The organism is Kribbella sp. NPDC056345 (assembly GCF_042262745.1).
Taxonomy (GTDB): Bacteria; Actinomycetota; Actinomycetes; order Propionibacteriales; family Kribbellaceae; genus Kribbella.
Genome location: NZ_JBHJQQ010000016.1, coordinates 99,454 through 123,351, shown reverse-complemented (window position 1 = coordinate 123,351; position 23,898 = coordinate 99,454). Strand labels below are relative to the sequence as shown.

Annotated in this window: 28 protein-coding genes; 17 read left to right on the top strand and 11 right to left on the bottom strand. The window is 67.9% G+C overall.

Annotated features, from left to right (window positions below; translation table 11 throughout):
* Positions 1-40: 40 nt before the first annotated feature.
* The 5 genes from ACFCV3_RS36980 (at position 41) to ACFCV3_RS36960 (ending at position 5,419) form a co-directional block, all read left to right on the top strand.
* Positions 41-205, top strand: a complete 165-nt coding sequence (locus tag ACFCV3_RS36980) for a hypothetical protein (RefSeq protein WP_165952621.1) — start codon at positions 41-43, stop codon at positions 203-205.
* A 60-nt stretch (positions 206-265) separates the two neighbouring features.
* Positions 266-565 (top strand): twin-arginine translocase TatA/TatE family subunit, encoded by a 300-nt coding sequence (locus ACFCV3_RS36975; RefSeq protein WP_376038584.1) that lies wholly within the window; start codon positions 266-268, stop codon positions 563-565.
* A gap of 21 nt (positions 566-586) precedes the next feature.
* Entirely contained in the window at positions 587-1,411 is an 825-nt protein-coding gene (tatC, locus tag ACFCV3_RS36970) for a twin-arginine translocase subunit TatC (RefSeq protein WP_238176385.1), read from the top strand.
* Entirely contained in the window at positions 1,411-2,283 is an 873-nt protein-coding gene (locus ACFCV3_RS36965) for a diacylglycerol/lipid kinase family protein (RefSeq protein WP_376038581.1), read from the top strand. Before tatC ends, ACFCV3_RS36965 begins: the two co-directional genes overlap by 1 nt.
* A gap of 286 nt (positions 2,284-2,569) precedes the next feature.
* Positions 2,570-5,419, top strand: coding sequence for a DEAD/DEAH box helicase (locus tag ACFCV3_RS36960; protein WP_376038578.1), 2,850 nt, complete (start codon positions 2,570-2,572; stop codon positions 5,417-5,419).
* A 34-nt stretch (positions 5,420-5,453) separates the two neighbouring features.
* Here the strand turns inward: ACFCV3_RS36960 and ACFCV3_RS36955 are convergent, their stop codons facing one another.
* Complete coding sequence (locus ACFCV3_RS36955) at positions 5,454-7,502, bottom strand: alpha-amylase family glycosyl hydrolase (protein ID WP_376038575.1); 2,049 nt, start codon at positions 7,500-7,502, stop codon at positions 5,454-5,456.
* 74 nt (positions 7,503-7,576) lie between these two features.
* Between ACFCV3_RS36955 and ACFCV3_RS36950 the strand changes: the two genes are divergently transcribed.
* Positions 7,577-8,818: a serine hydrolase domain-containing protein gene (locus tag ACFCV3_RS36950; RefSeq protein WP_376038573.1), complete on the top strand. Its 1,242-nt coding sequence runs from the start codon at positions 7,577-7,579 to the stop codon at positions 8,816-8,818.
* Here the strand turns inward: ACFCV3_RS36950 and ACFCV3_RS36945 are convergent.
* Entirely contained in the window at positions 8,815-9,279 is a 465-nt protein-coding gene (locus ACFCV3_RS36945) for a MarR family winged helix-turn-helix transcriptional regulator (protein ID WP_376038571.1), read from the bottom strand. The two genes, ACFCV3_RS36950 and ACFCV3_RS36945, sit on opposite strands and share 4 nt — an antisense overlap.
* A gap of 63 nt (positions 9,280-9,342) precedes the next feature.
* Between ACFCV3_RS36945 and ACFCV3_RS36940 the strand changes: the two genes are divergently transcribed.
* Positions 9,343-9,714: a cupin domain-containing protein gene (locus tag ACFCV3_RS36940; protein ID WP_376038568.1), complete on the top strand. Its 372-nt coding sequence runs from the start codon at positions 9,343-9,345 to the stop codon at positions 9,712-9,714.
* Here the strand turns inward: ACFCV3_RS36940 and ACFCV3_RS36935 are convergent.
* Positions 9,711-10,223, bottom strand: a complete 513-nt coding sequence (locus tag ACFCV3_RS36935; RefSeq protein WP_376038566.1) for a TetR/AcrR family transcriptional regulator — start codon at positions 10,221-10,223, stop codon at positions 9,711-9,713. The genes ACFCV3_RS36940 and ACFCV3_RS36935 overlap by 4 nt on opposite strands.
* Before the next feature lie 81 nt (positions 10,224-10,304).
* Between ACFCV3_RS36935 and ACFCV3_RS36930 the strand changes: the two genes are divergently transcribed.
* From ACFCV3_RS36930 to ACFCV3_RS36915, 4 genes are read left to right on the top strand one after another with little or no spacing between them, the layout of a single operon-like run.
* Positions 10,305-10,700: a nuclear transport factor 2 family protein gene (locus tag ACFCV3_RS36930; protein WP_376038563.1), complete on the top strand. Its 396-nt coding sequence runs from the start codon at positions 10,305-10,307 to the stop codon at positions 10,698-10,700.
* 36 nt (positions 10,701-10,736) lie between these two features.
* The gene (locus ACFCV3_RS36925) at positions 10,737-11,207 is read left to right on the top strand and encodes a GyrI-like domain-containing protein (protein ID WP_376038560.1); all 471 of its coding nucleotides are present in this window, start codon (positions 10,737-10,739) and stop codon (positions 11,205-11,207) included.
* Complete coding sequence (locus ACFCV3_RS36920; protein WP_376038558.1) at positions 11,207-12,262, top strand: DUF5937 family protein; 1,056 nt, start codon at positions 11,207-11,209, stop codon at positions 12,260-12,262. Before ACFCV3_RS36925 ends, ACFCV3_RS36920 begins: the two co-directional genes overlap by 1 nt.
* Positions 12,263-12,279: 17 nt before the next feature.
* Positions 12,280-12,828, top strand: a complete 549-nt coding sequence (locus tag ACFCV3_RS36915; RefSeq protein ID WP_376038556.1) for a GrpB family protein — start codon at positions 12,280-12,282, stop codon at positions 12,826-12,828.
* On the opposite strand, the gene ACFCV3_RS36910 is transcribed toward ACFCV3_RS36915, so the two are convergent.
* Positions 12,815-13,252, bottom strand: a complete 438-nt coding sequence (locus ACFCV3_RS36910) for an SRPBCC family protein (RefSeq protein ID WP_376038554.1) — start codon at positions 13,250-13,252, stop codon at positions 12,815-12,817. The genes ACFCV3_RS36915 and ACFCV3_RS36910 overlap by 14 nt on opposite strands.
* Before the next feature lie 2 nt (positions 13,253-13,254).
* Positions 13,255-13,584 (bottom strand): ArsR/SmtB family transcription factor, encoded by a 330-nt coding sequence (locus ACFCV3_RS36905; protein WP_376038551.1) that lies wholly within the window; start codon positions 13,582-13,584, stop codon positions 13,255-13,257.
* Positions 13,585-13,650: 66 nt separating this feature from the next.
* On the opposite strand from ACFCV3_RS36905, the gene ACFCV3_RS36900 reads away from it, so the two are divergent.
* Genes ACFCV3_RS36900 through ACFCV3_RS36885 form a run of 4 tightly spaced genes read left to right on the top strand, consistent with a single transcriptional unit; the run spans position 13,651 to position 16,510 of the window.
* Positions 13,651-14,037 (top strand): DUF6153 family protein, encoded by a 387-nt coding sequence (locus ACFCV3_RS36900; protein WP_376038548.1) that lies wholly within the window; start codon positions 13,651-13,653, stop codon positions 14,035-14,037.
* A 55-nt stretch (positions 14,038-14,092) separates the two neighbouring features.
* Positions 14,093-14,650: a DUF305 domain-containing protein gene (locus ACFCV3_RS36895; RefSeq protein WP_376038545.1), complete on the top strand. Its 558-nt coding sequence runs from the start codon at positions 14,093-14,095 to the stop codon at positions 14,648-14,650.
* A 54-nt stretch (positions 14,651-14,704) separates the two neighbouring features.
* Positions 14,705-15,556 (top strand): transglutaminase-like domain-containing protein, encoded by an 852-nt coding sequence (locus tag ACFCV3_RS36890; protein ID WP_376038542.1) that lies wholly within the window; start codon positions 14,705-14,707, stop codon positions 15,554-15,556.
* A 30-nt stretch (positions 15,557-15,586) separates the two neighbouring features.
* Positions 15,587-16,510: a phosphotransferase family protein gene (locus tag ACFCV3_RS36885; RefSeq protein WP_376038539.1), complete on the top strand. Its 924-nt coding sequence runs from the start codon at positions 15,587-15,589 to the stop codon at positions 16,508-16,510.
* Here ACFCV3_RS36885 and ACFCV3_RS36880 read toward each other — a convergent pair.
* The 6 genes from ACFCV3_RS36880 to ACFCV3_RS36855 form a co-directional block, all read right to left on the bottom strand.
* Complete coding sequence (locus tag ACFCV3_RS36880; protein ID WP_376038536.1) at positions 16,507-17,559, bottom strand: FAD-dependent oxidoreductase; 1,053 nt, start codon at positions 17,557-17,559, stop codon at positions 16,507-16,509. The genes ACFCV3_RS36885 and ACFCV3_RS36880 overlap by 4 nt on opposite strands.
* A 63-nt stretch (positions 17,560-17,622) precedes the next feature.
* Positions 17,623-18,216 (bottom strand): hypothetical protein, encoded by a 594-nt coding sequence (locus tag ACFCV3_RS36875; protein ID WP_376038533.1) that lies wholly within the window; start codon positions 18,214-18,216, stop codon positions 17,623-17,625.
* A 77-nt stretch (positions 18,217-18,293) separates the two neighbouring features.
* Positions 18,294-19,805: a precorrin-2 C(20)-methyltransferase gene (locus ACFCV3_RS36870; protein ID WP_376038530.1), complete on the bottom strand. Its 1,512-nt coding sequence runs from the start codon at positions 19,803-19,805 to the stop codon at positions 18,294-18,296.
* Entirely contained in the window at positions 19,802-20,437 is a 636-nt protein-coding gene (locus ACFCV3_RS36865) for a precorrin-8X methylmutase (protein WP_376038528.1), read from the bottom strand. The genes ACFCV3_RS36870 and ACFCV3_RS36865 overlap by 4 nt, the downstream gene beginning before the upstream one ends.
* Positions 20,431-21,510 carry a precorrin-3B synthase gene (locus tag ACFCV3_RS36860; RefSeq protein WP_376038525.1) on the bottom strand — a complete coding sequence of 360 codons (1,080 nt, stop codon included), beginning with the start codon at positions 21,508-21,510 and terminating at the stop codon, positions 20,431-20,433. Before ACFCV3_RS36860 ends, ACFCV3_RS36865 begins: the two co-directional genes overlap by 7 nt.
* A gap of 43 nt (positions 21,511-21,553) precedes the next feature.
* Complete coding sequence (locus ACFCV3_RS36855) at positions 21,554-22,717, bottom strand: MFS transporter (RefSeq protein WP_376038522.1); 1,164 nt, start codon at positions 22,715-22,717, stop codon at positions 21,554-21,556.
* 142 nt (positions 22,718-22,859) lie between these two features.
* Between ACFCV3_RS36855 and ACFCV3_RS36850 the strand changes: the two genes are divergently transcribed.
* Entirely contained in the window at positions 22,860-23,363 is a 504-nt protein-coding gene (locus ACFCV3_RS36850) for a DinB family protein (RefSeq protein WP_376038519.1), read from the top strand.
* Positions 23,364-23,413: 50 nt separating this feature from the next.
* On the top strand, positions 23,414-23,890 hold the full coding sequence (locus tag ACFCV3_RS36845; RefSeq protein ID WP_376038517.1) for a MarR family winged helix-turn-helix transcriptional regulator: 477 nt from the start codon (positions 23,414-23,416) through the stop codon (positions 23,888-23,890).
* Positions 23,891-23,898: the final 8 nt, after the last annotated feature.

Sequence of the window (23,898 nt, the reverse complement as noted above, 5' to 3'; positions counted from 1 at the left end):
CGACGTGGGTGCTGCCGGAGAACCGGCTAGGCTCCTTGCTATGTACTGGCTCTTGCTCTTCCTCGCGGTGGTGGCGGTGTGGCTTCTGGTCCTCGCTCTGCTCGCGAAGAAGCTCTGGGGCAAGTCCAAGGCGCTGCTGCGTGAGTTGGGCGCCGCTCAGTCCAAGCTGGACGCTGCAATGTCGGAAGACCGGGTCCGGGCGTAGTATCCGTCTCGAATCTCCGGCGTGTGCCACGAGTAGAAGTTCTGTGAAAGGGAGACCGACATGAACCCGCTCATCACGATGCCCTCGGGCGCAGAGTGGCTGGTCGTCCTCGCGATCGTCGTCCTGCTCTTCGGATCGACCAAGCTGCCCGCCCTGGTCCGCCAGCTGGGCAAGTCGAAGAAGATCTGGGAGGAAGAGGTCGGCCCCCGCAAGAAGGACGCGGAGCTGACCGGAGAGGCGAGCACGCCGCCGGCCCAGACCCCTGTGCAGCAGCAGGCGGCCCCGCAGGCTCAGGCCCAGCCGAACCAGGCCAACGGCCAGGCGAGCGGCGACGGTCTGCCCCCGCACACGGCCAACTGAGCCGAGTAGTACGTCTTGTCGATGGTGAGGTTCGGGCGACGCAAGGAGAAGAAGGAGCGCCGCCCGAAGGACGAAGAGGGTCGGATGACCCTGCGCGAGCACATCACCGAGCTGCGCAACCGGCTGGCCATCGCGGTGCTCGCGATCGTGCTGATGTCGGTCCTCGGGTACATCTTCTACGACCACGCGCTGGCGTTCCTGAAGAAGCCGTTCGACGACGGCGTCGCAGATCTCCTCGCCAGCAAGAACGGCGGCAGGAAGCCCGAGCTCACCTTCAACTCGGTGACCTCGCCGTTCACGTTCCAGATCAAGATCTCGCTGGTGTTCGGCCTGATCCTGTCCAGCCCGGTCTGGCTGTACCAGCTGTGGGCGTTCATCGCGCCCGGCCTGCACCGCAGTGAGAAGAAGTGGGCGTACCTGTTCGCGGCGATCGCCACCCCGCTGTTCGCCGCCGGTATCTGGGTCGCCTACTGGACACTGCCCAAGGGCATCGAGATCCTGATCGGCTTCACCCCGAGCTTCGCCCAGAACCTGATCACCCTGCCGGAGTACCTGGACTTCGTGCTGCGCACGATGCTGGTCTTCGGGATCGCGTTCCTGCTGCCGCTGGTGGTGGTGCTGCTGAACATCCTGGGCATCGTCCCCGCGTCGGCCCTGGCGAAGTTCCGGCCGTACATCATCTTGGGCATCTTCCTCTTCGGCGCGGTGGCGACACCGTCCGGTGACCCGTTCTCGCTGATGTTCCTGGCGATCCCGATGTGTCTGCTGTTCTTCGGCGCCGAGATCGTCGCCAAGCTGAACGACCGCCGCCGGCGGCGCAAGTCCGACGAGTTGCTGGAAGCCTGATGGCCCGCAAGATCGCGCTGGTGGTGAACCCCACCAGCGGTCGAGGACTGGGCGCTCGCGTGGCGCCGGTGGTCCAGGCGCGGCTGGAGTCGGCCGGTCTGACCGTCGACACCTACCAGACCACCTGCGCCGAGGACGTCGGCCGGATCTCGGCCGAGGTGATCGGATCCGGTGCGGATGCGGTCGCCCTGGTCGGTGGTGACGGCACGATCCACCTCGGGGCTCAGGTGCTGGCCAAGTCGGGCATGCCGTTCGGTGTGATCCCGGCCGGGACCGGCAACGACTTCGCCCGCGGTATCGGCCTGCCGTTGAACGACCCGACCGCGGCGGCCGACCTGATCGTGGGCGGCACCACCCGCACGGTCGACCTGGCCGTCGCGAAGGGTGAGTTCATCACCACCGTCGTGGCCGGCGGCTTCGACTCGCTGGTGAACAAGCGCGCCAACGCGATGACGTGGCCCAAGGGCAACTCCCGCTACACGGTCGCCACGCTCGCCGAGCTGCGCACCTTCAAACCCCTCGAGTACGTCGTCACGGTCGACGGCCAGGTGATCGAGACCCGCGCGATGCTGGTCGCGGTCGGCACCGGACCGACGTACGGCGGGGGACTGCAGATCTGTGCCGGGGCTGTCGTCGACGACGGGCTGCTCGACATCACGATCATCCAGCCGGTCTCCCGGCTGAAGTTGCTGCAGCTGTTCCCCAAGCTGTCCAAGGGCACCCACGTCGGGCACCCGATGGTGCGCGCGCTCCGCGGCCGGTCCGTCCGGATCGAGTCGCCCGGCATCACGGCGTACGCCGACGGTGAGCCGCTGGGCCCGCTCCCGGTCGACATCACGATCGCGCCGGGGGCACTGACCGTCTTCGCCTGAGCGGCGGAAAAACATCTGTCGCTGAACTATTCTCAACTCCGTGCTCCATCTGATAGGAAAGCTTCCTATCAGTTTCTCCCTCTGACGCCCCGGCGAGGTGGACGGCAGCGACTCCCACGTTGGGCTCGACCCGAACTACACCAGGGACTGGGCGACCGCCGCCGCGGAGACAGCTACCACATCGGCTGACCGCCCTCAGCCGCAGCCGGGCCCCACACCACCAGGGTGGGGCCCGGCCTGCGTATGTCCGTGGGTTTTTGGGGGAGGCGTCGAATAGTGTGTAGGCATGAGCACTCCGTCCGAGAAGTACGCAACTTTCCGCTCGGACCAGGAGCATCCTGCGGTCAAGGAGTTCCGCGGGCTTTACGACTTCGCGCTGGACGAGTTCCAGTTGCGCGCCTGCGCGGCGCTGGAGGACGGTCACCAGGTGCTGGTGGCCGCGCCGACCGGGTCGGGTAAGACGCTGGTCGGCGAGTTCGCCGTGCACCTGGCGCTGCAGCGCGGGCAGAAGTGCTTCTACACGACACCGATCAAGGCCCTGAGCAACCAGAAGTACGCCGATCTCGTCAGCCGGTACGGCGCGGATCAGGTCGGACTGCTCACCGGGGACAACTCGGTCAACTCCGAGGCCCCGATCGTCGTCATGACGACCGAGGTCCTGCGGAACATGCTGTACGCCGGTTCCCGCACCCTGCTCGGCCTGTCGTACGTCGTGATGGACGAGGTGCACTACCTGGCCGACCGGGCGCGCGGGGCGGTCTGGGAGGAAGTGATCATCCACCTGCCGGACTCGGTGTCGGTGGTGTCGCTGTCCGCGACCGTCAGCAACGCCGAGGAGTTCGGTGACTGGCTGGCGACTGTCCGCGGTAACACGGTCGTCGTGCTGGAGGAGAAGCGGCCGGTGCCGCTGTTCCAGCATGTGATGGTCGGGAAGCGGCTGCACGACCTGTTCGCGGGGGAGACGCCCACGGCCGGCGCCGGTGCGCAGGCACAGTTCGGCCCCTCGGCCGGCCGCCCGAACCGCTCGGGGAATCCGGCCAAGGCAGCAGGGACGTCGACGGACCTGCGCGACCTGGTCAACCCGCAGCTCGTCAAGATCGCCCGCGACGACAACCGGATCTTCCGCGACGACTCGCGCAAACCACGCCGGCGCCGCGACCTTCCCAAGAACCGCCCGCAGCGGTCGCACTTCACGCCGTACCGGTCGGATGTGGTGGAGGAGCTGGACGCGGGTGCGCTGCTGCCGGCGATCTTCTTCATCTTCTCCCGCAAGGGCTGCGAGGACGCGATGCTGCAGTGCCTGCGTTCCGGCCTGCGGCTGACCAAGCCGTCGGAGCGCGACGAGATCAAGCGGGTGCTGGCCGAGCGGACCGTCGACCTGCCGGACGAGGACCTCGGCGTCCTGGGGTACCACGACTTCTCCGAGGCGCTCAGCCGCGGGATCGCGGCCCACCACGCGGGCATGCTGGCGGCGTTCAAGGAGGTCGTCGAGGAGCTGTTCGCGCGCGGCCTGATCAAGGTCGTGTTCGCCACCGAGACGCTTGCCCTGGGCATCAACATGCCGGCGCGGACCGTCGTCCTGGAGAAGCTGAGCAAGTGGAACGGTGAGGCGCACGTCGACATCACCCCGGGGGAGTACACGCAGCTCACCGGGCGGGCCGGGCGGCGCGGGATCGATGTCGAAGGACATGCGGTCGTGCTGTGGCAGCCCGGGTTCGACCCGCGGGCGGTGGCCGGGCTGGCGTCCACTCGTACGTATCCGCTGCGCTCGTCGTTCTCCCCGTCGTACAACATGGCCGTCAACCTGGTCCGCCAGGTCGGGCGGACGCGGGCTCGGGACATGCTGGAGCTGTCGTTCGCGCAGTTCCAGTCCGACCAGGCCGTGGTCGGGCTCGCGCGTCAGGTGCAGCGCAACACCGAGGCGCTCGAGGGCTACAAGGAGTCGATCGACTGTCACCTCGGCGACTTCCTCGAGTACGCCGCCCTCCGCCGCCGGATCGGGGATCGGGAGTCCTCGGGCTCCAAGGCACGCAAGCAGGACCGCCGGGTCGAGGCGCAGGAGTCGATCGAGAAGCTGAGGATGGGTGACGTGATCCGGATCCCGGCCGGCCGCAGCGCGGGCTGGGCGCTGGTGCTCGACGCGGGGATGCGGTCGGAGCGCGAAGGGCCGCGACCGACCGTGCTGACGCTGGACCGGCAGGTGCGGAAGCTGTCGATGATCGACTTCCCGACCCCGGTCGAGGCGATCAGCTCGCTGCGGATCCCGAAGAAGTTCAACGCCCGCAACCCGCAGCAGCGGCGTGAGCTGGCGCAGGTGCTGCGGGTTCGCACCGACATGCTCGGTGAGGACGGACCGCCGTCACGCACCCGCGGCCGGGATGTGGTCAGCCACGCGGACGACCCGGAGCTGCAGGAGATGCGGGCGGAGCTGCGTGCGCACCCGTGCCACGGTTGCTCCGACCGCGAGGACCACGCCCGCTGGGCCGAGCGGTACTTCCGGCTCGACCGGGAGAACCGGGACGTCCAGCGCAAGATCGAGCAGCGGACGAACACGATCGCCCGCCAGTTCGACCGGGTCTGCCAGGTGCTCGACGCCCTGCACTACCTGGACGGCGACAAGACCACCGAGGCCGGAGACCGGCTGGCACGGATCTACACCGAGCTCGACCTGGTCGCGGCGGAGTGCCTGCGGCAGGGCGTGTTCGACGATCTCACCGTGCCCGAGCTGGCGGCCGCGCTGGCGGCGCTCGTCTACGAGTCACGCTCCAAGGACGAGCCCACCTCGCCCCGGCTGCCGCAAGGCGACGTCCGCCCGGCGCTGGAGAAGATGGGTCGGATCTGGCGCGAACTGTCGGCCCTGGAGCGGGACATGCGGGTCGACTTCCTGCGCTCGATGGACCTCGGCTTCTGCTGGCCGGCCTTCCGCTGGTCCGCCGGTGCGTCCCTGGCCGAGGTCCTCTACGAGTCGGACCTGGCGGCCGGTGACTTCGTCCGCTGGACCAAGCAGCTCATCGACCTCACCGAGCAGGTAGCCGACGCCGCGGGTGACACCCCGCTACGCCACACCGCCCGCCAGGTCGTCGAGCAGATCCGCCGCGGCGTCATCGCGTACGCCGCGGTGGTCGACGACGCCTGAGCCGGATGGGGGAAAGCGGCGCGCCCTCCACCACCTAGCGGCTGAGGGTGGCTGAGCCGGTTCGGCCTTGGCGGTCCTTCACCACGACGCGGAGCTCGGTCGCCTGGACCTTGGTGTAGATCCGGTACGGCGCTGCGTCGTCGGTGCCGAGGACTTGCCAGTGGCCGTTGACGCGCGCGGCGAAGGTCGCTTGGGCGTACGGCTGGTCGGGCGCCGTAGCGATCAGCTCGGTGCGGCCGTCGGAGGTGGTGTTGCCGAGGGCAAGGGTCGGTTTCGGCGCGGTTGCGGCGGGCGGCAGTGGCTTGCTGCTGCGGTAGACGACTGAGCTCAACGCCGGCACAGTCACGCGGATCGTCCCGCCGGAGCTGAGCGCCGTCGTACGGTCGGGCCGGATCCGGTCGTACCGTCCGGCTGCTCCCACCGGTACGTCGACAGTCTTCGCGACCGTGGAGGCGTTGAGAGCGACGACGTACTCGCGACCCGACTCGCGATCGATCCGGCTGAACGCAACCACGTCACCGTCGCTCAGCCGCAGTACCTGATTGCCGTGTTTCCAGACCGGGTCGGCAGCGGTGAAGTGCGCGAGGTCAGCCAGCTGCTTGTACAGCGGGTGTTTCGGGTCGAAGTTGTCGTCACCCGGCGTCCGGTCCGTCCCGACCTGGTCCTGGTCGACGAAGTCCGGCACCTTCGACGGGAACATGTCCTGCCGCGCCTCCGCATCACCCGCGACCCCGGCGAACCCCTGCTCATCGCCGTAGTACACAACCGGATTCCCGCGCCACAGATACAGCAGCTCGTTCCCGAGCTGCACCCGCGCCAGCCACTCCTGCTCGCTCATCCCCGGCCGATCCTGCTTCAGCATCGTCGACAACCGGCCCATGTCGTGGTTCCCGACGAACGTGGTCAGCGAGTAGGCATTCGAGTCGGCATCGGTATAGAGGTCATCGGCGTCCGCGACCCGGCCGAGCTCCGCCGCCCGCTTCCCGGCGAGGAACGATCGCGCCGCACCCTGGAACGGGAAGTCCAGTACGGCGGGCATCTTCGCATCCGTCGTGTAGTGCGAGGTGAGCAGCGGGTCGCCGGAATAGACCTCACCGAACACGAAGAAATCTTTCTTGCCCTGGGCAACGGCATACCGCTGGATGGCCGGTGCGAACGCCTGCCAGAACTCGTCGTTCACATGTTTGGTGGTGTCGACCCGGTACCCGTCGATGTTCATCGTGCGGATCCACGAGGAGTAGATCTGCTCCATCCCGGCGACCACGCGCGGGTGCTCGGTCATCAGGTCGTCCAGTCCGAAGAAGTCGCCGTACTCGAGCTGCTCGCCCTCGAACACGGTCGCGTCGCCGCGGTTGTGGTAGAGCGTCGGGTCGTTCAGCCAGTCCGGCTTCTTCAGCGTCGGGTGGTTGACGATCGGCTTGTAGGGGAAGGAGGTCTCGACCGACAGCTTCGGGAAGTCCGGCCGGCCCGCGACCGCCTTGATGTCGAACGGTTTGCCGTCGGCATCCCGGTACGGCGTCTCCGCCAGCGTCTTGTACGGGTGCGGACCGTCGAAGGTGATCTCGTCGGCCGTGTAACCCGCGGTGATGTCGAAGAACACCTTGATCCCGCGGGCATGGGCCTTGTCGACGAACGCCCGCATCTGCGCCGCCGTACCGAAGTGCGGATCGAAGCTGGTGAAGTCGGTGATCGCATACCCGTGGTACGCCGCGAACGCGCCGGCCGCGCCGAAGTCGACGACCCAGCGGTTGCGGAACGGCGGATTGATCCAGACCGCCTTCACCCCGAGCCCGGCCAGGTAGTCCACCTTGCCGCTGAGCCCGGTCAGATCGCCACCGTGGAAGAACTGCTTGTCCGTCGGATCGAACCCGTTCACGAGCCGATCACCCGGTACGCCGCCACGATCGTTGCCCGGATCACCGTTCGCGAACCGGTCGATCATCACCATGTAGAACGGCACCCCGGACAGCCCGGTCCGCACCGAGTCGCGCGCGAGCCCGGCATCCGGCGTACCGGCTTGTGCTGGTTGCACGGTGGCGAGCAAGGCAAGGGCCAAGGCCAGTGCGGTGGCTGTCTTCTTCACCCTCAGCACGCTAATGGACCGATGGGTTTATAGGGTTGCGATGGCATCCGCCTGCCATCGAAGGAGTCACCTCTGTGGAACTGTCCCGCCGGAATCTCGGGAAGCTCACCGTCGCCACCGGAGTGGCCGCCGGGATCGGAGTCGCGGTAGGCGTCGCGGCCGATGCCGCGACCTGGAAGGTGACCGGCACCGCCGTACCTGCGCTGGCCGGGTTCGACAGTCAGATGAAGACGTTCATGCAGGCGCGCGGCGTGACGGCCGGTCAGCTCGCCGTTACCTACAAGGGACGGTTGGTGCTTGCCCGCGGCTACAGTGCCGGTGCGGCTGCCGTCCAGCCGACGTCACTCTTCCGGATCGCGAGTCTGTCCAAGTCGCTGACCGCGGCCGCGATCCTGCGCCTCGAGCAGGACGGCAAGCTGAAGCTGGGCTCCAAGGTCGTCGACATCCTCGGGATCACCGCACCGGTCGACCCGCGCTGGTCGGACATCACGCTGTGGCGGCTGCTGCAGCACCTGGGCGGTTGGGACCGCGCGGTCTCCGGCGACCCGAACTTCAAGGACGCCACGATCTCGCAGGCGCTCGGTGTCCCGATGGAGCTGAAGCACGCCGATGTCATCAAGTACATGACCGCCCAGAAGCTGGATGTCGCACCGGGCACCAAGTACGCGTACTCGAACTTCGGCTACCTGCTGGCCGGCCGGGTGATCGAGAAGGTGTCCGGGCTGAGCTACGAGGCCTACGTGCAGCAGAAGCTGCTGGCGCCGTTGAAGATCAAGCGGATGGCGCTCGGCTGGAGCATTGCCAAGCACACCGGTGAGCTGTCGTACGAATCGCAGTACACCGGCCGGACTGTGCTCAACACGTCGGGTGCGACGGTCGCAGCGCCGTACGGGACGTTCAGCATGCGCACACAGGACGCCAACGGCGGCTGGATCGCCAGTGCGCCTGACCTGGTCCGGTGGGCGAAGATGTTCGACGCACCGGGGGCAGTGCTGAACAGTACGTCGCTGGGGCGCGTCTGGGCGAAGCCGGAGACCGGCATCGATCCCGCTGGCTGGTACTACGGCCTCGGGTGGCACGTGCGGCCGGTCACCACTGGCGGTACCGGTCGCAACACCTGGCACACCGGCAGCATGGCGGGCACGTCCACGCTGCTCGTCCGCACGTACAACGGCATGAGCTGGGCGGTGCTGTTCAACCGGCGCGACGACCCGTCCGGTAAGTCGTACGGCGACATCGACCCGGCCATGTGGACAGCGGCCAACGGCGTCAAGACGTGGCCGACGCACGACCTGTTCCCGCAGTACTTCAGTTAATACATCAGTGCTTTGAAGTGCGGGGTGATGACCTCGCTCTCGCCCGCCATGGCGGCCAGTACGTCGCGTAGTCCGTCGACGGCCTGGTCGCCGAAGCGGGTGCGTAGCCGGCGTTCGTAGGCCTGGTGGTACTTCCGGGCCGCCTTCAGTGCGGCCTGGCCGCGGTCGGTGAGGTGCAGGAGGCGGACCCGGGCGTCGGACGGGTCGGGGCGGCGTTCGACGTACCCACGCCGCTCCATGTCGTCGGCGAGCTGGCTCGCGCCCTGCTTGGTGATCTCCAGCCGCTCCGCCATCCCGCCGATCGTCGTCGGCCCGTCGCCGAGCGTGCGCAGCACGAAGCCGTCCGACCGCCCTTGGTCGGTGAACCCCTGCTCCGCGGTCGCCGCGCGCAGCCCGCGCACGAACTCCTGCTCGGCCAGCAACAGCAGGATCCCGAAATCAAGCTTGCCCGAATCCGTCATACCCGCCATGATAGTCAAGTCAGCTTGGTCAAGCTGGCTTGACTAAATAGTGGAGGGGATTTCATGCCAGTCGTTCGTGCGGCCGACGCGCCGACAATGGAGCTGCCCGGTCTCGAGTTCACCGTGCACGCTTCGCCCAGCCTGGGCTCGCCCAACGTGTGCACCTGGCGGCTGCGGGTCGACCCCGGCTTCCAGGCCGACGCACCGCACACCCTGGACGCCGACGAGATCTTCGTCGTCCTCAGTGGCACCGTGCAGATCACCCCGGACGGCGAGAAGCTCACCGCCGGTGACTCCCTGATCGTCCCGGCCGGTGACCCTGTCGGCATCACCAACCTGGGCGAGGGGCACGCCGAGATCCAGGTCGTCATCACCGCCGGCTTCACCGGCACCATGGCGGACGGCAGCACCGTCCAGCCGCCGTGGTCTCGCTAACGCAAGCCCTGGAGGATGACGGCCAACGTTCGTTGCTGAAGGTCCGTCGTCCAAGAAGATTGCTGAGCTGCGTAGGTCGCTGCCGTGAGGAGCGCCATCACCTCGTCCACCTGAACAGTGGACCGGACCTCACCGGCGGCCTTCGCCTGCTCCAGCAACCGGCCGACGCTGTCCGTGAGTCCACGCAGGGCATCGCCAATATCGAGACGCGGCTCACCCAGTGCCATCACAACCATTCTGGTCCGGACGGCTTCCTCGACGACCGCGCCGAAGAACGCCGCCAGCGTCGACTGATCCGCGAGGGCTGCCAGTCGCTCCAGTGACTCCTTCATGATCGCGACCAGTAGGTCGTCCTTGGTCGGGAAGTGCCGGAAGACGGTCCCGATCGCCACCCCGGCCTGCTGTGCCACCTGCTCGGTGGTCGCCTTCGGCCCGTGCTCCGCGAAGGTTTCGGAGGCGGCAGCGAGGATCGCGGCCCGATTCCGCGCCGCGTCGGCTCGCAGGGCCATCCGGACTCCTCTTGGAATATGAGTAGGCACTCATTATAGTGCGAGACAACCTGAGTCTGCACTCATCTTTTGGGGGTTGTCATGTCCGACCTGCGCACGATGATCGAGAGCCTGGGGAAGAGCTGGACCGGCGATCCGGCGGCGATGGACGACTTGCTGGCCGACGACGTGGTGATCGAGGCGCCGTTCGCGGCCGGCGGGCCGGCGCGCTGGGAGGGGCGCGCGGAGTGGCTAGCGTTCGCGGTGCCGGCGCGGGCGGGGTTTCCGGTGCGGTTCGATCGGTTCACGCCGTTGACCGTGCACGAGACGGCCGATCCGGAGGTTGCCGTGGTCGAGTACGAACTGGCCGGCGAGCATCCCGCGACCGGCGAACGGGCTGGTGCGCGATTCATCGGCGTACTGCGGGTCCGGGACGGGCGCATCGCGGGCTGGCGTGAGTACCAGAACACACATGCCATCCTGCAGGCGTTAAGTTGAGGCGGAGAGCGTTGCCGACTGGGAGGACTGTGTGTGATGCCGGAGATCGTCGAGCTGGCGGAGCGGCCGTACGTCGCGCTGCGGGGGACCGTGCCGATGGACGGGATCAGTGCGTTCGCGGACCGGCTGCACGAGGTGATCCAATGGCTCGTGGCGCGGGAGATCGCACCGAACGACGCTCCGTTCTTCAAGTACGACGTGGTCGACATGGAGGCCGGTCTCGTGATGGAGATCGGGTTCCCGGTCGATGATCTGCATGCCGGTGAGGGAGAGATCGTGACCGGGGTGCTTCCGGCCGGGCGGTACGCCACTGTGTCGCATCACGGTCACCCGGACGGTCTGATGGATGCCACGCGTGACCTGCTCGCCTGGGGTGAGGCTGAGGGGATCGAGTGGGACGCTGTTGGTGACAAGTGGGTGTCCCGGCTGGAGATCTACCTGTCCGATCCGCGTGAGGTGCCGAACATGGCGGACTGGGACACCGAGCTGCAGTTCAAGCTCAAGTAGTGCCCACAGTCCTCGCAGGTGCCGGCCGACTCGCGCCGGAGCGCATCCGCCACGTCGCCTCACCCCTGATCGAGCTCGGCTGCGCACTCCACGTGCTGGCCGAGCCTCGGCACCACAGTCGCGTGGACTGGGCTGCCGACGTACCGCTGCCTGCTTCGCTGCGTTCCGAGCTACTGCAGTGGACGTGGACTGTCCGTGCGGTGCGGGCCCGCTTCTTCGCGACATCTGCCGCCACAGGTGTGCCCTCGTGGGCGGACGAGATCGCGGCGCTACGGGCGCGTGCTCCCGAAGACCTGGCTGCTGAGCTGGTGCGCCCGCTGCGGGGCCGTCCGCTGAGCAGTCGCGAGGTGGACGTCGACGCCGTACGGCACTGGTCGCGGTCACGTGGTCGCGCGGTCGCCTCACTCGTTGAGGCGTTGCTGGACTCGCCTGCGGAGCCGGTACGACGTTTCCTCGACCTGCTGGATGCGTGCTGGTCCACGTGGTTCCACGAGGTGTGGGACTCGTCGCGTGACGCCCTGGCCGCCCGCGGACGCCAGGACCGCGACCTCGCCGTGCGCGACGGCGTACTGGCCATGCTGCAGTCCCTGGACAGCTCCATCTCCATCCGCGACAACGACAGCGCCGTCGTCCAGAAGGTCCAGAACAAACGCATCGACCTGTCCGACCGCTCCCTCCTCCTCGTCCCCAGCAACCACATCGCCCCGCACCTCTTCCTCGGCGAGATCCCCGGCGAACCCCTCACCGTCATCTACCCCGCCACCGGCCGCGGCCCCGCCGTCCCCACCGCCCAGCAAGTCCGGGCCCGCCTGGAAGCCCTCGCCGCCCCCGACCGCCTCCAGGTCTGCCGAGCCGTAGCCAGCGAACCCCGCACCGCCGGCGAAATAGCCGCCCTCTGGAACCTCCACCCCACCCAGGTGACCCGCCACCTCAAAGCCCTCACCCGAGCCAACCTGGTCACCGCCGAACGCCAAGGCCGCTTCGTCACCTACCACCTCAACGAAGCCACCCTCCAATCCCTGGGCCCCCACCTCCTAACCCTCATCCTCAGATAACCCACGGCGTACAGAAGGTGAGCGAGTTGACGATCCACGTCGAGCCGTACGACGAGGCCTGGCCGCGGCAGTTCACCGAGCTGGGCCAGCGGCTTCGGGAGGCTTTGGGAGATGTGGCCCAGCGCATCGATCACATCGGTTCCACGGCGGTGCCGGGGCTGGCGGCCAAGCCGGTGATCGACGTACAGATCTCGGTGGAGGCACTGGAGCCGGTCGACCCTTTCCGGGATCCCTTGGAGGGCTTGGGTTTCGTCTATCGCGCGGACAACGCGGAGCGCACCAAGCGCTACTTCCGCGAGCCACCGGGCGCTCGCCGTACCCACATCCACGTACGCAAGTCCGGCAGCTTCTCGCAGCAGATCCCGTTGCTGTTCCGCGACTACCTGCGCGCCCACTCTGACGCGGCCGAGCAGTATGCGGCGCTCAAGCGCGAGCTGGCCGGCAGGTTCGCCGACAACCGGGCCGCGTACACCGACGCGAAGGAGCCCTGGATCTGGGACGCCATTCGGCAGGCCGACGGGTGGGCGCAGCAGACCGGGTGGGAGCTGGGGCCTACGGATGCTTGAGTTCGGTGGCGAGGGTGTCGAGTTGCTGGGCGGTGCCGGCTTCGCGCCATTCCGGCTTCTCCTGGCCGGGGAGGTACATGCCGTGTTCGGTCAGGGTGAGGAGCGTTCCGTTGCCGTCCGGCTGGAACTCGACGCTGGTGACCGAGGTGGTCGACAGTACGTCGCCGGTGCTCAAGGTTGACGTGGTGAGGATGCGTTCGTTCGGCACGATGTCGACGTACCGGGCCTCGTAGGTCAGCGGGCGGCCCTCGCCGTCGAGGCCTTTGGCGGTCTCGCGGCCGCCGACGGTGAAGTTCTGGGAGTGCTCGGCGCCTTGGGCCATCCAGCGTTTTCGGGCGTCGGGGGTGGCCCAGGCGGCGAACACCCGGTCGACCGGGACGGGGTAGTGGCGCTCGAGGGTGAAGGTCGAGTGGGTGACGGACATGGTCAGGTTCCCTTCAGGTAGTCGTCGAGCTGGTCGAGTTGCCGTTCCTGTTCGGTGCGTTGGCCGGACAGCCAGCGTTCCGCGGTGCGCAGGGTCTGGGGTTCGAGTCGGCAGCTGCGGACCCGGCCGTGCTTCTCGGTGACGATGACGCCCGCGTCCTCGAGCACCTTCAGGTGCTGCATAACCGCCGGCAGGGACATGGCCAACGGTCCCGCCAGCTCCTTCACCGGCGCCGGCCCGCGGACCAGCCGCTCCACGATCGCGCGGCGGGACGGGTCGGCGAGCGCATGAAAAACGCGTCCGACCGCGTCGATCCCGGAATGGTTAGGCATATCCTTAACTATTGACCTGACCCTCGCGAAAGTCAAGTAGTTGCTTAACCATTTAGGCTGTGCGGCATGACGACGAAGCAGACGGTACGACGAGGGCCCGCGCGGCTCCTGGTCGCCGTACTGCTGCTGGCCGGTGTCTTCGCCATGCACGCCCTGACCGGCAACCACAACCCCGCGATGGCCGAGCCTGCACCGGCCGCGCATTCGATGGTCACCAGCGACGCTCCAGTTGTGGAGCCCGCGGAGGATGGGCATCTGCACACGATGGGCGAGGTGTGCCTGGCGGTGCTGGCGGCGTTGCTGATCGCCCTCCTGGTGACGCTGGTACGGCGAAGTTTCGCGCCCGCGCACCCGATACCGCCGACCGGTGCCGTCACCCCCGTGATCATCGCCGAACCGTCGCCCCCGTGGCGGCAACCGAGTCTGTCGAAACTCTGCGTACTGCGGACCTAGGCCGAGCTCTGTCTCCAGCCCTTCTGCAGCTACGAAACGACAAGGACTCAACCCCATGCGACACCGTCTATGGATCACCTCTGCGCTGATGCTCGTGGGCACGCTGACCGCCTGCGGCAATGACGACAAGGCGGCAACCGCCGACTTCAACGACGCCGACGTCACCTTCGCGACCCAGATGATCCCGCACCACCAGCAAGCCGTGCAGATGGCCGACATGGCCGGCTACACCGCCACCAACCCCGAGGTGAAGAAGTTCGCCACCGCCGTCAAGGCCGCCCAGGACCCCGAGATCAAGACCCTCACCGCCTGGCTCACCAAGTGGGGCAAACCTGTCCCCACGCCGGCTCATGGCGGCCACGGCTCCCACGAAATGCCCGGCATGATGACCGAAGACGAGCTGTCCGCCCTCGGCAACGCCAAAGGCCGCCAGTTCGACCGTCAGTGGGCGCAACTCATGATCGACCACCATCAGGGCGCCGTCACCATGGCCAAGACCGAACAGTCCACCGGCAAGTACCCCGAAGCAGTAGCTCTCGCCCGCAAGATCCAGTCCGATCAGACCCGCGAAATCGCAGCCCTGCAACAGCTCCTGGCCAAACTCCCCAGGTAGTCCCTCCGCGGTAAATGCCTGAAATGTGACCAGAAATCCAGGCAGGATCGTCGGATGAACACTCTGGACCGACGAGCGCGACACTCTGCCTTCTCCGACCCGGGCAGGCACGGCCAACTGCTCCGTGACCTGTCCGGGATCGAGGAGATCTGCGCAGCCGTCAGCAATCTCGTGCTGCACTACCGAGCCGAGGCGCACCTACTGCGCGACGATCGGCGCGGCGAAATCAACCTGCGCTGGATCTCAGCACTTCTGGACCTCGACCAGGCGCGGCATGCCGCCCCGCTGCTGGATCCCCGGCCACCTGCCGACCGGGTCGCGGGCTGTTGCCGCGACCACGCCCTCCCCGCCGTCGCCGCGCTGCGCGAGCAGGGAACCCCAGCACGCACCCGAGTCGGCTTCACCTTCGCTGAGGACTTCTGCGGCGATCACGTGGTCGCCGAATGGTGGAACGGCACCCGCTGGCAGCGCTTCGACCCCGAACTCCAACCGGGCACCCGTCCGTTCGCCATCCGCGACCTGCCAACCGGTGCAGGAGCCCCGTTCGAGACAGCAGCGGAGGTCTGGACGGGCTACCGCGCCGGCCACCTCGACCCTGCGCGCTACGGCGTAGCCCCAGGCTCGGAGCTGTCCGGTCCAGACTTCATCCGCATGTACGTCGTCATGGAGGTCCTGCACCGCCACGGTCACGAGGCCCTCCTGTGGGACGAAATCGGTCACGGGATCACGGATGCCGATGCCGACGACCTCGCGCGACTCTTACTCGCTGCCGACGCCGAAGACCCGACGGCCGAGGATCACCTCGAGATCCGGTTCCAGACCGACCCGAGGCTCCGACCGGGCTCGACGGTCACCCAGCTATCGCCGTACGGCGATCCGCCGGTCACGGTCGAGCTCACGCGGTGAACTGCTTGACCGCACTCGTACGGTGACTGCGTGGACCTGTCGCCTGCTCACCACCGCGCCGCAACTGTTGCAGCCCAATCACTCGGCCGCGAGTTCGCGACCCTCGAGCCGCAGCGGACATGGGGGCCGACAGTCGTGGTCAAAGTCATCTCCCGTGACGGTCTGACAGCCTTCATCAAGGCAGGCGCGAACCAGAACGTCCACACCGAAGCCGCCGTCATCGACCGTGCGCAGACAGCCGGCGTCCGCGCAGTGGACGTGCTCGCAACGGGAACAGACGAACAGCTGCCCGGCGGCCGCTGGATGATCACCCGAGCCGCCGAAGGGCAAGCCCTGGAAGACGCCGGCCTGACCGCCCCGACGATCACCCGGACCCTCGCCGACCTAGCCGAGCAATACGCTCAACTCCACCAGACCAGCCTGCCCGGACGCGGCCCGATCGCCCCCGACGGTTCCCGCGCAACCCTCGACACCTGGTCGCAATGGCAACAGCAGGTCCTCGAAGAGGCCCTCACCAAGCTGACCCACCGCAACGACGTCACCGCCACCTTCGCCGACCGAGCCCGACTCCTGGCACACCAGTTCGCCGCAACCCTCGACCAGACCCCTGCCGCCTTACTACACGCCGATCTGGGCGACCGCGAACTCTACGTCGACCCGTCGAACGGACACGTGACCGCGATCGTCGACTGGGGCAGCGCCTTAGTTGGAGACCCCCTGTACGACGTCGCCCGCTTCGTCGCCGGCGGCCCCGCCAACGACCCCCGCCCCGGCCAACTCAGCCCCCTGCTCCAGCACCACTACTTCGCCCGAGCTCCCCATGACCCCGATCACGCGAACCGCCTGCTGCTCTTCTACCGCTTCCACATCTGCCTCGTCGAAGCCGCCTGGGAACCATCCTGGGCCCCAGCCCACACCACCTGGGCCGACAACCTCATCACCGAACTTTCCTAAGCTGCGTGGGGTTTGAGGAGGGTTCGGAGCGAGCGGGCGGCGGTGAAGCCGGCTCGGTTGGCGCCTATGGTGCTGGCGGAGGGGCCGTAGCCGACCAGGTGGATGTGGGGGTCGAGGGCGGTTTGGGTGCCTTGCATGCGGATGCCGCCGGAGGGTTCGCGGAGGTGTAAGGGGGAGAGGTGGGCCAGGTCGGCTCGGAAGCCGGTGGCCCAGAGGATGGTGTCGATGTGCTGGTGGTGGCCGTCGGGCCAGGTGGGGCCGTCGGGGGTGAGGTGGTCGAACATGGGGTGGCGGGTGTAGACGCCGCGGTCCCAGGCGGGTTGTTCTTGGGGGCGTAGGTGCAGGCCGGTGACGCTGACGACGCTGCGGGGTGGGAGGCCGGCGCGGACGCGTTCCTCGACCTTGGCGACGACCTGGCGGCCTAGCTCGGGGCCGAACCCTTCGCCCGTCCGCCATTCCGGCACGCGTCGGGTCACCCAGGTGGTGGTGGCGACCTCGGAGATCTCTGCGAGGAGTTGTACGGCGGATGCGCCGCCGCCGACCACGAGCACCTGCTGGCCGGCCAGCTCAGCCGCACCGCGGTAGTCGGCAGTATGCAGCTGCTGGCCTTGGAAGGTCTCGATCCCCGGGTACCACGGGATGAACGGCCGATTCCACGTGCCGGTCGCGTTCACGAGCGCTGCGGTCCGGTACGTCGACTGGTCCGTCAGCACCTCGAACCCACCGTCGACCCGCTGCACGCTCTCCACCGCCACCGGCCGCACGACCGGCAAGCCGAACCGCTTCTCGTACGACGCGAAGTACGACGGCACGAACTCGTTGGCCCGCTCCGGCCCAACACTCTCAGGCACTGGTACGCCGGGGAGGTTCGCGATCCCGTGGACGTCGTGCATGGTCAGCGAGTCCCACCGGTGCTGCCACGCGCCGCCCGGCTCCGGATTGCGATCCAGTACGACGACCTCGTCGTACGGCGTGAATCCCATCCGCACGAGGTGGTACGCAGCCGACAGTCCCGCCTGCCCGGCGCCGATCACCACAATCTGTTGCACACCACCCACAACACTCGCCCGGCGACGCATCTTCCCGCCGCCGGGCTGGTCTGGTGCGGGCGGTCAGTCCTCGGCGATCAGGCGGTCGATCTTCTCGTGGTAGCGCTGGCCGCTCTTGCCGCCGATGATCGCGGACAGCAGAGTGACCACGATCAGTGCCACTCCGGCGATCACACCGCCGGTGGCCATGGTCTCGGTGGACAGGGCGATGTCAGGGCGTTGTACGTCGCCCAGCCAGTCGTACTGGCTGTTCAGCAGCGCGCCGGCACCGGCGGCGAGGAGTGCGACGAGGATCGCCACCATCCACACGCCGAAACCGTTCCGGGCGCCGTCGAAGCGGGCGAGCCGGCCGGCGACGTAGCCGCCGCTGTAGAAGGCCACTGCGATCACCACGATCCCCATCACCGAGGCGGTGAGGCCTGCGGCGGCGGGTGCGGCTTCGGCGTCAGTGCGGTTGTAGTCGAGGACCTCGGCGGTCAGCATTGCCACGGCGGAGACCGCGGCGGACAGCAGCACCGACATGGCAATCGCGATCAGCCAGCCGAAGAAGGCGGCGCCGAACTTGAATCCCCGATAGACCAGTAGCGCGGCGTCGGCGGCCGGCGGGCGATCCGGTGCGACCAGTGGCCGGTCCGGGACGGTCGTCACGTTGCTCATTGTCCGTTCTCCTCACAGGTGAGCTCTGGCGACCAGTACCCCGCTGGCTGTGCGCCAACACCGGTTGCGCTCCGGATTTAACCCGGCTCTGTTTTATCGGGGTAGCGCCTTGGCGTGAAGACCAGCGGCCCAGCCGGCCGGGAGACACTCCGCGTCTGCGACGAGCCGATGAGCAAGAGACACCGCATGTCGACCGTCGCGGGGTCCAGCTCACCCAGCGTGGTCACAGTGACGGACTCACGAGCTCCACCGACTTCACGACCCACCACGACCGGTGTGTCCGCGGAACGGTGTTCCAGCAGCAGATCCCGGGTTGCGGCCACCTGCCAGGTGCGGGACTTCGAAGCTGGGTTGTAGATCGCGATCGCCAAGTCGGCGGCCGCAGCGGCAGTCAGGCGCTGGGCGATGACGTCCCACGGCTTGAGTCGGTCTGACAGCGACAGCACGCAGAAGTCGTGTCCGAGCGGCGCACCGACCCGGCTGGCTACGGCCTGCGCAGCAGTCATCCCAGGCAACACCTGTACGGCGATGTCCGCGTACTCCGGTTCCGACGCGACCTCGGTGACCGCACTGGCCATCGCGAACACCCCGGGGTCTCCGGACGACACCACGACCACTGCGGATCCCTTGCGGGCCAGGTCGAGTGCGAACGCAGCCCGCTCCGACTCAACCCGGTTGTCCGACCCATGCTTGCGCTGACGAGCCCGGTCCGGCAGGCGGTCGACGTACGGGCCGTAGCCGATCAGGTCGTCGGCTCCGGCAATCGCCGCGCGCACCTCGGGCGTCATCCACTCCGGCCCAGCAGGACCGAGGCCGACGACAGTCACCGAACCTTCGCGCGCGGTCCGCACTGCCGGCGTACTGAAGGTGTTGTTGATCGGACTGGGCAGCAGTGCCAACGAGAAGTACGGAACCGCGTCCGGGTCGACCTCGGACAGCGGTGCGATCCGCTGCTCTGCGGTGGTGGCGCGTTCGACGTACCAGGCCTCGTCAGCGCGGCCGGCCAGCTCGAATGCCTCGCGGACGTTACTGAAAGTGCGCCCCAGCTTCATGACCGCGGCAGCGTCTGTGTTCCGCAGTCGCTCGGCAAGCACATCCGGCGGCAGCGTTCCAGGCAGCACAGTGAGGATCTCGTCGCGCTCACACAACGGCCGTCCGAGTACGGCGGCCGCTCCGCTCACCGACGTCACGCCAGGCACCACCTCACACGGGTACTGGTCAGCCAGCCGCTTGTGCATGTGCATGTAGGACCCGTAGAACAACGGATCGCCCTCAGCCAGTACGACGACATCCCGGCCCGCATCGAGATGCGCAGCGAGCCGTGCCGCGCACTCGGTGTAGAACTCGTCCATGGCGCCCTGATAGCCACCAGGGTGGTCAGTGGTCTCGGTGGTGAGCGGGTAGACCAGGTGCTCTTCGATCTGCCCGTCCCGCAGGTACGGCGCGGCAACCGAGCGCGCGATACTCCGCCCGTGCCGCGCACTGTGGAACGCGATCACGTCCGCAGCGCCGATCAAGCGGGCAGCCTTCACCGTGACCAGCTCAGGATCACCCGGTCCGAGTCCTACGCCCCACAGCTGTCCGGTCACTCTTCCTCGCTCGCAATCGCATTCACAGCGGCGGCGGTGATCGCACTGCCACCACGGCGTCCCCGCACCACCAAGTACTCCAGGCCGAGCGTGTTCGCCGCCAGCGCCTCCTTGGACTCGGCGGCACCGATGAACCCGACCGGAATCCCCAGTACGGCGGCCGGCCGCGGACCGCCCGCTGCGATCACCTCGAGCAACCGGAACAACGTGGTGGGCGCATTGCCCACCGCAACCACCGCACCGGCCAAATGCTCGGCCCACAGGTCCACGGCGGCCGCACTCCGAGTCGTCTGGAGTTGCGAGGCCAGCTCAGGCACACCGGGGGAGCTCAGTGTGCAGATCACCTGGTTGTCGGCAGGCAGCCGGCGCCGAGTGATCCCGGCAGCCACCATCTGCGCGTCGCACAGGATCGGTGCGCCGTCCTGAAGAGCGGCGCGGGCGTTCTTGACCACGTTGGGCGACCAGGCCAGGTCGGAGACCAGATCGGTCATGCCACAGGCGTGAATCATCCGCACCGCGACCTGCGCCACGTCGGCCGGCAGGCGATCGAGGGTGGCCTCGGACCGGATCGTCGCGAACGACCGCCGGTAGATCTCCGCGCCGTCCCGCACGTACTCGAACCCGCTCACCACGTCTCGCTCCCTAGATCGTCGACCACTGCACCGTCAACCCGATACCCGTTGCCGACGGCAAGTATGTCGACAAAGTCACCCGCCGGTTTCCCGCACCGGCGTTCACACCCCGACCAGTGCACCCGGCGTCCGTCCCGCACGAGCCGTGGCACGATCCGCTGCGCATCACCGCGGACGTCGGCCAGCGCCTTCGCACAGCCGGGGCGGCCCGCACACGCTGTCACACCGCTCCACATCGAGTCAGGTGTTGTGATCAACCCGACAGCCTCCAACGGCTCACTGGCCATCGCCGGGAGCACGACCGAACGCCAAGGCGTCACTCGAACCCACTCTGCGACCTGGGTGAGCAGCACAGCCTGCTCCTGCGTCAAACTCCCGAGCGGAACGGTGGCTACCAGCGCCGACCCCTGCGGGCCAGCCTCAACCGGCGCACCGGCGGTCGGGACCTCCTCCGTCGCCTGTAGGCCCAGCCGCTCCAGAATCCGGCTCTCCCCGTCCGCCACCTCGGCGATCCGCCACTCCGCCGCGTCCCGCACTTCCAGGAAGGTGGCTGCGGCCGCCAGCATCACCTCGACCACCTCATCCCAGCCGACACGCACACCACGCGCACCGAGGGTCAGCAGCGCATTGCGGGCATCGACTGCCTGGACCAGCACATCCGCGGCCGAGGCGACCAGATCACCACGTCCGTCATCCAGGGCGAACAGGAACCGCCCTGGCAGCTCGGCCAGACCAGGCTGCGCACACAGAGCTCGGTCGAGTGCAGCAGCGAGCGGCAGTACGTCGTACCGGCCGTCCAAACCGGACAGCGGGGAGACGAGGATGTTGCGGACGCGCTCGTGAGTCAGCGAGGGGAGTAGCCCGGCCCGGTAGAGGCGGTCCGACAGTTCTCGTGGCCCATCTGATCGCAGGGCACGGATCTGCAGGTTCCCGCGGGATGTCAGCTCAAGTCGACCGTCACCCAGGTCCAGCGAGGCGGAGCGGAGTACGTCGAGCTGCGTGACGCTCAGCAACCCACCAGGCACGCGGATCCGAGCCAGACCGCCGTCAGCCGCCTGGTGCACTGCCAGCACACCGGGGCACCTGTCCGTCGAAGTCCGCACCACACCGGTGATGCTACGTGGCTGCCTCCTGTGTCCTGGACCACGTCACGACTCCAACTGTCAGCGCAGCGCAGACACCACCCAGCGTCATCGCAGTAGGCACTGACCAAGCGTCCACGACCAGGCCGCCCACCAACGCGCCCATGGAGAGCACCGCCTGGAACGACGAAGTGAACAGCACGGTCGCGGCCTCGCGCGCCTGCGGAGCAGCCGCAGCGAACATGCTCATCGTGCAGACCGGTACGCCGCCGTACCCGAGCCCCCACACCACCAGCAGAGCAACAGCTCCCGGCGTACTGCGTCCGAGCAGGGGGAGCAGCAGCATCGCAGTGGCCATCAGACCGGCACAGGTGGCAAAGGTGAGCCGGAGATTCCGGGCGGCCGTCGTACCCGCGACAAGGTTGCCGATCAGGCCGGCGCCGCCGTAAACGAGCAGGAGCAGGCTGATCAGGTCGGGGCGCACGAAGGGCCGGAGGAAAGGCGTCACATACGTGTAGGCGGCGAAGTGGCCGGTCACGATCAGGCAGGTGGCAAGCAACGCCTGGTTGCTGCCCCGGAGCGCACCTCGTAGGACGGACAGCCGGGTGACCTGCAGCGGCGGTAGCGGCGGCACGGTCAGGTAGAGGGCGACCATCACCACCAGCGACAGGCCGCCGAGCGCGGCGAACGACGCCCGCCAGCCCAGCAGCTCGCCCAGGAAGGTTCCACTCGGTACGCCGAGGAGCGTGCCGAGCGGAACCGCGGAGAAGATCACCGCGGTCGCCCGGGCCGTCCACCGCTTGGTGACGAGTCGCTCGGCCAGACCGGCACCGATCGACCAGAAGCCGCCGATGGTGAGGCCCACGAGGAGGCGGGCGAGCAGTTCGAGCTCGTAGGACGGTGCGGCGGCTGCCAGGAACCCGGAGACGGCCAGCAACCCCATCAGCGCGCACAGCATCAGCCGGCGGTCCAGCCGTGCAGTGGTCACAGTGATGACCGGTGCGGCGACCGCGGCGACCAGCCCCGGCATAGTCATCAGCCAGCCCGTCCGGCCCGCGGTCAGGCCGAAGTCAGTGCCGATCGGAGTGAGGAGACCGACCGGCAGGATCTCGGTGGTGACAATGGTGAAGATGCCCAAAGTCACCGCGGCCACCCCGAGCCGATGATTGACCGGCGCCCGTGTCATCTCGAGTGTCATGACATCCAGCCAATCGACCACAGCTGCGCGAGACCGGCGGATTTGCGACGGCGCGGTGCGGGGCGACCGAGAGGTCGCATTCTCGCCATCGCCACAGACTGATCGCCACAGACTGTCGGAAGTGCCTGGCAGGGTTCGTGGCATGGCACCGAGAGAGCGGCCGTGGCCGGATGACGACCTGACGTTGCAGGAGTCCGTGGTCGGGTACTTCCAGTTCGTCCACACCACGGTGGTGAACAAGCTGGACGGGCTGACCGAGGAGCAGGCGCGGGCGACACCGCTCCCGACGTCACCGGTGATGAATCCGCTCGGGCTGGTCAAACATCTGACCGCGGTTCAGCGCCAGCACATCCAGCGCACGATCGGCGGCCAGGACCTGCCGTCGTTGTGGCGGTCCGAGGACCATGACTACGAGTTCCGAATAGGTCCGGACGAGACGGTGGCGACGGTCGTCGCGGCGTACGACGCGGAGTGGGAGCTGACGCAGCAGACGCTGGCGAGGGTCGACTGGTCGGCGTTCGTGCCGGGGTACCACGGCCCGGTCCGGATCGAGCGGTTCCTCGCTGACGTGCTGCAGGAGTCGGCCCGGCATCTCGGCCACCTGGACATCGTCCGCGAGCTGATCGACGGCACCAAGGGAGAGTGATCCGGAGCGGGATCATCTGGCGGCAGATAATCCCGAGCTAGACTCGAAGTATGGCCACCCTGCGCACTGTCCCCGACCTCACCGGCTACCTGAACCATGCCGGTCACGTGCTCGAGACGCAGCTGCATGCCGCCCTGGCCGAGATCGGGCTGACGACGCGCATGCAGTGCGTGCTGGGTCATGCGCTGGAGGCCGAGCGGACGCAGATCCAGCTGGCCGAGTTGGCCTATCTCGACAAGACCACGATGGTGGTCACGGTCGACGCGCTGGAGAAGGCTGGGTACGCCGAGCGCAAGGCGTCGGCCACCGATCGCCGGGCCCGGATCGTCTCGGTCACCGCGGCCGGCGCGAAGATCGCGCGTGAGGGCCAGGCGATTGTCGACCGGGTGCACCGGGAGGCTCTGGACGCGTTGGCGGCCGACCGGCGGACGCCGTTCGTCGAGGCCTTGCAGACGCTGGTCGACGGGCATCTGGCCACGCCGGTCGAGGCGCAGCCCGTCCGCCGCGGCAGGCAGCGGACGAGCTGACGCAGGTC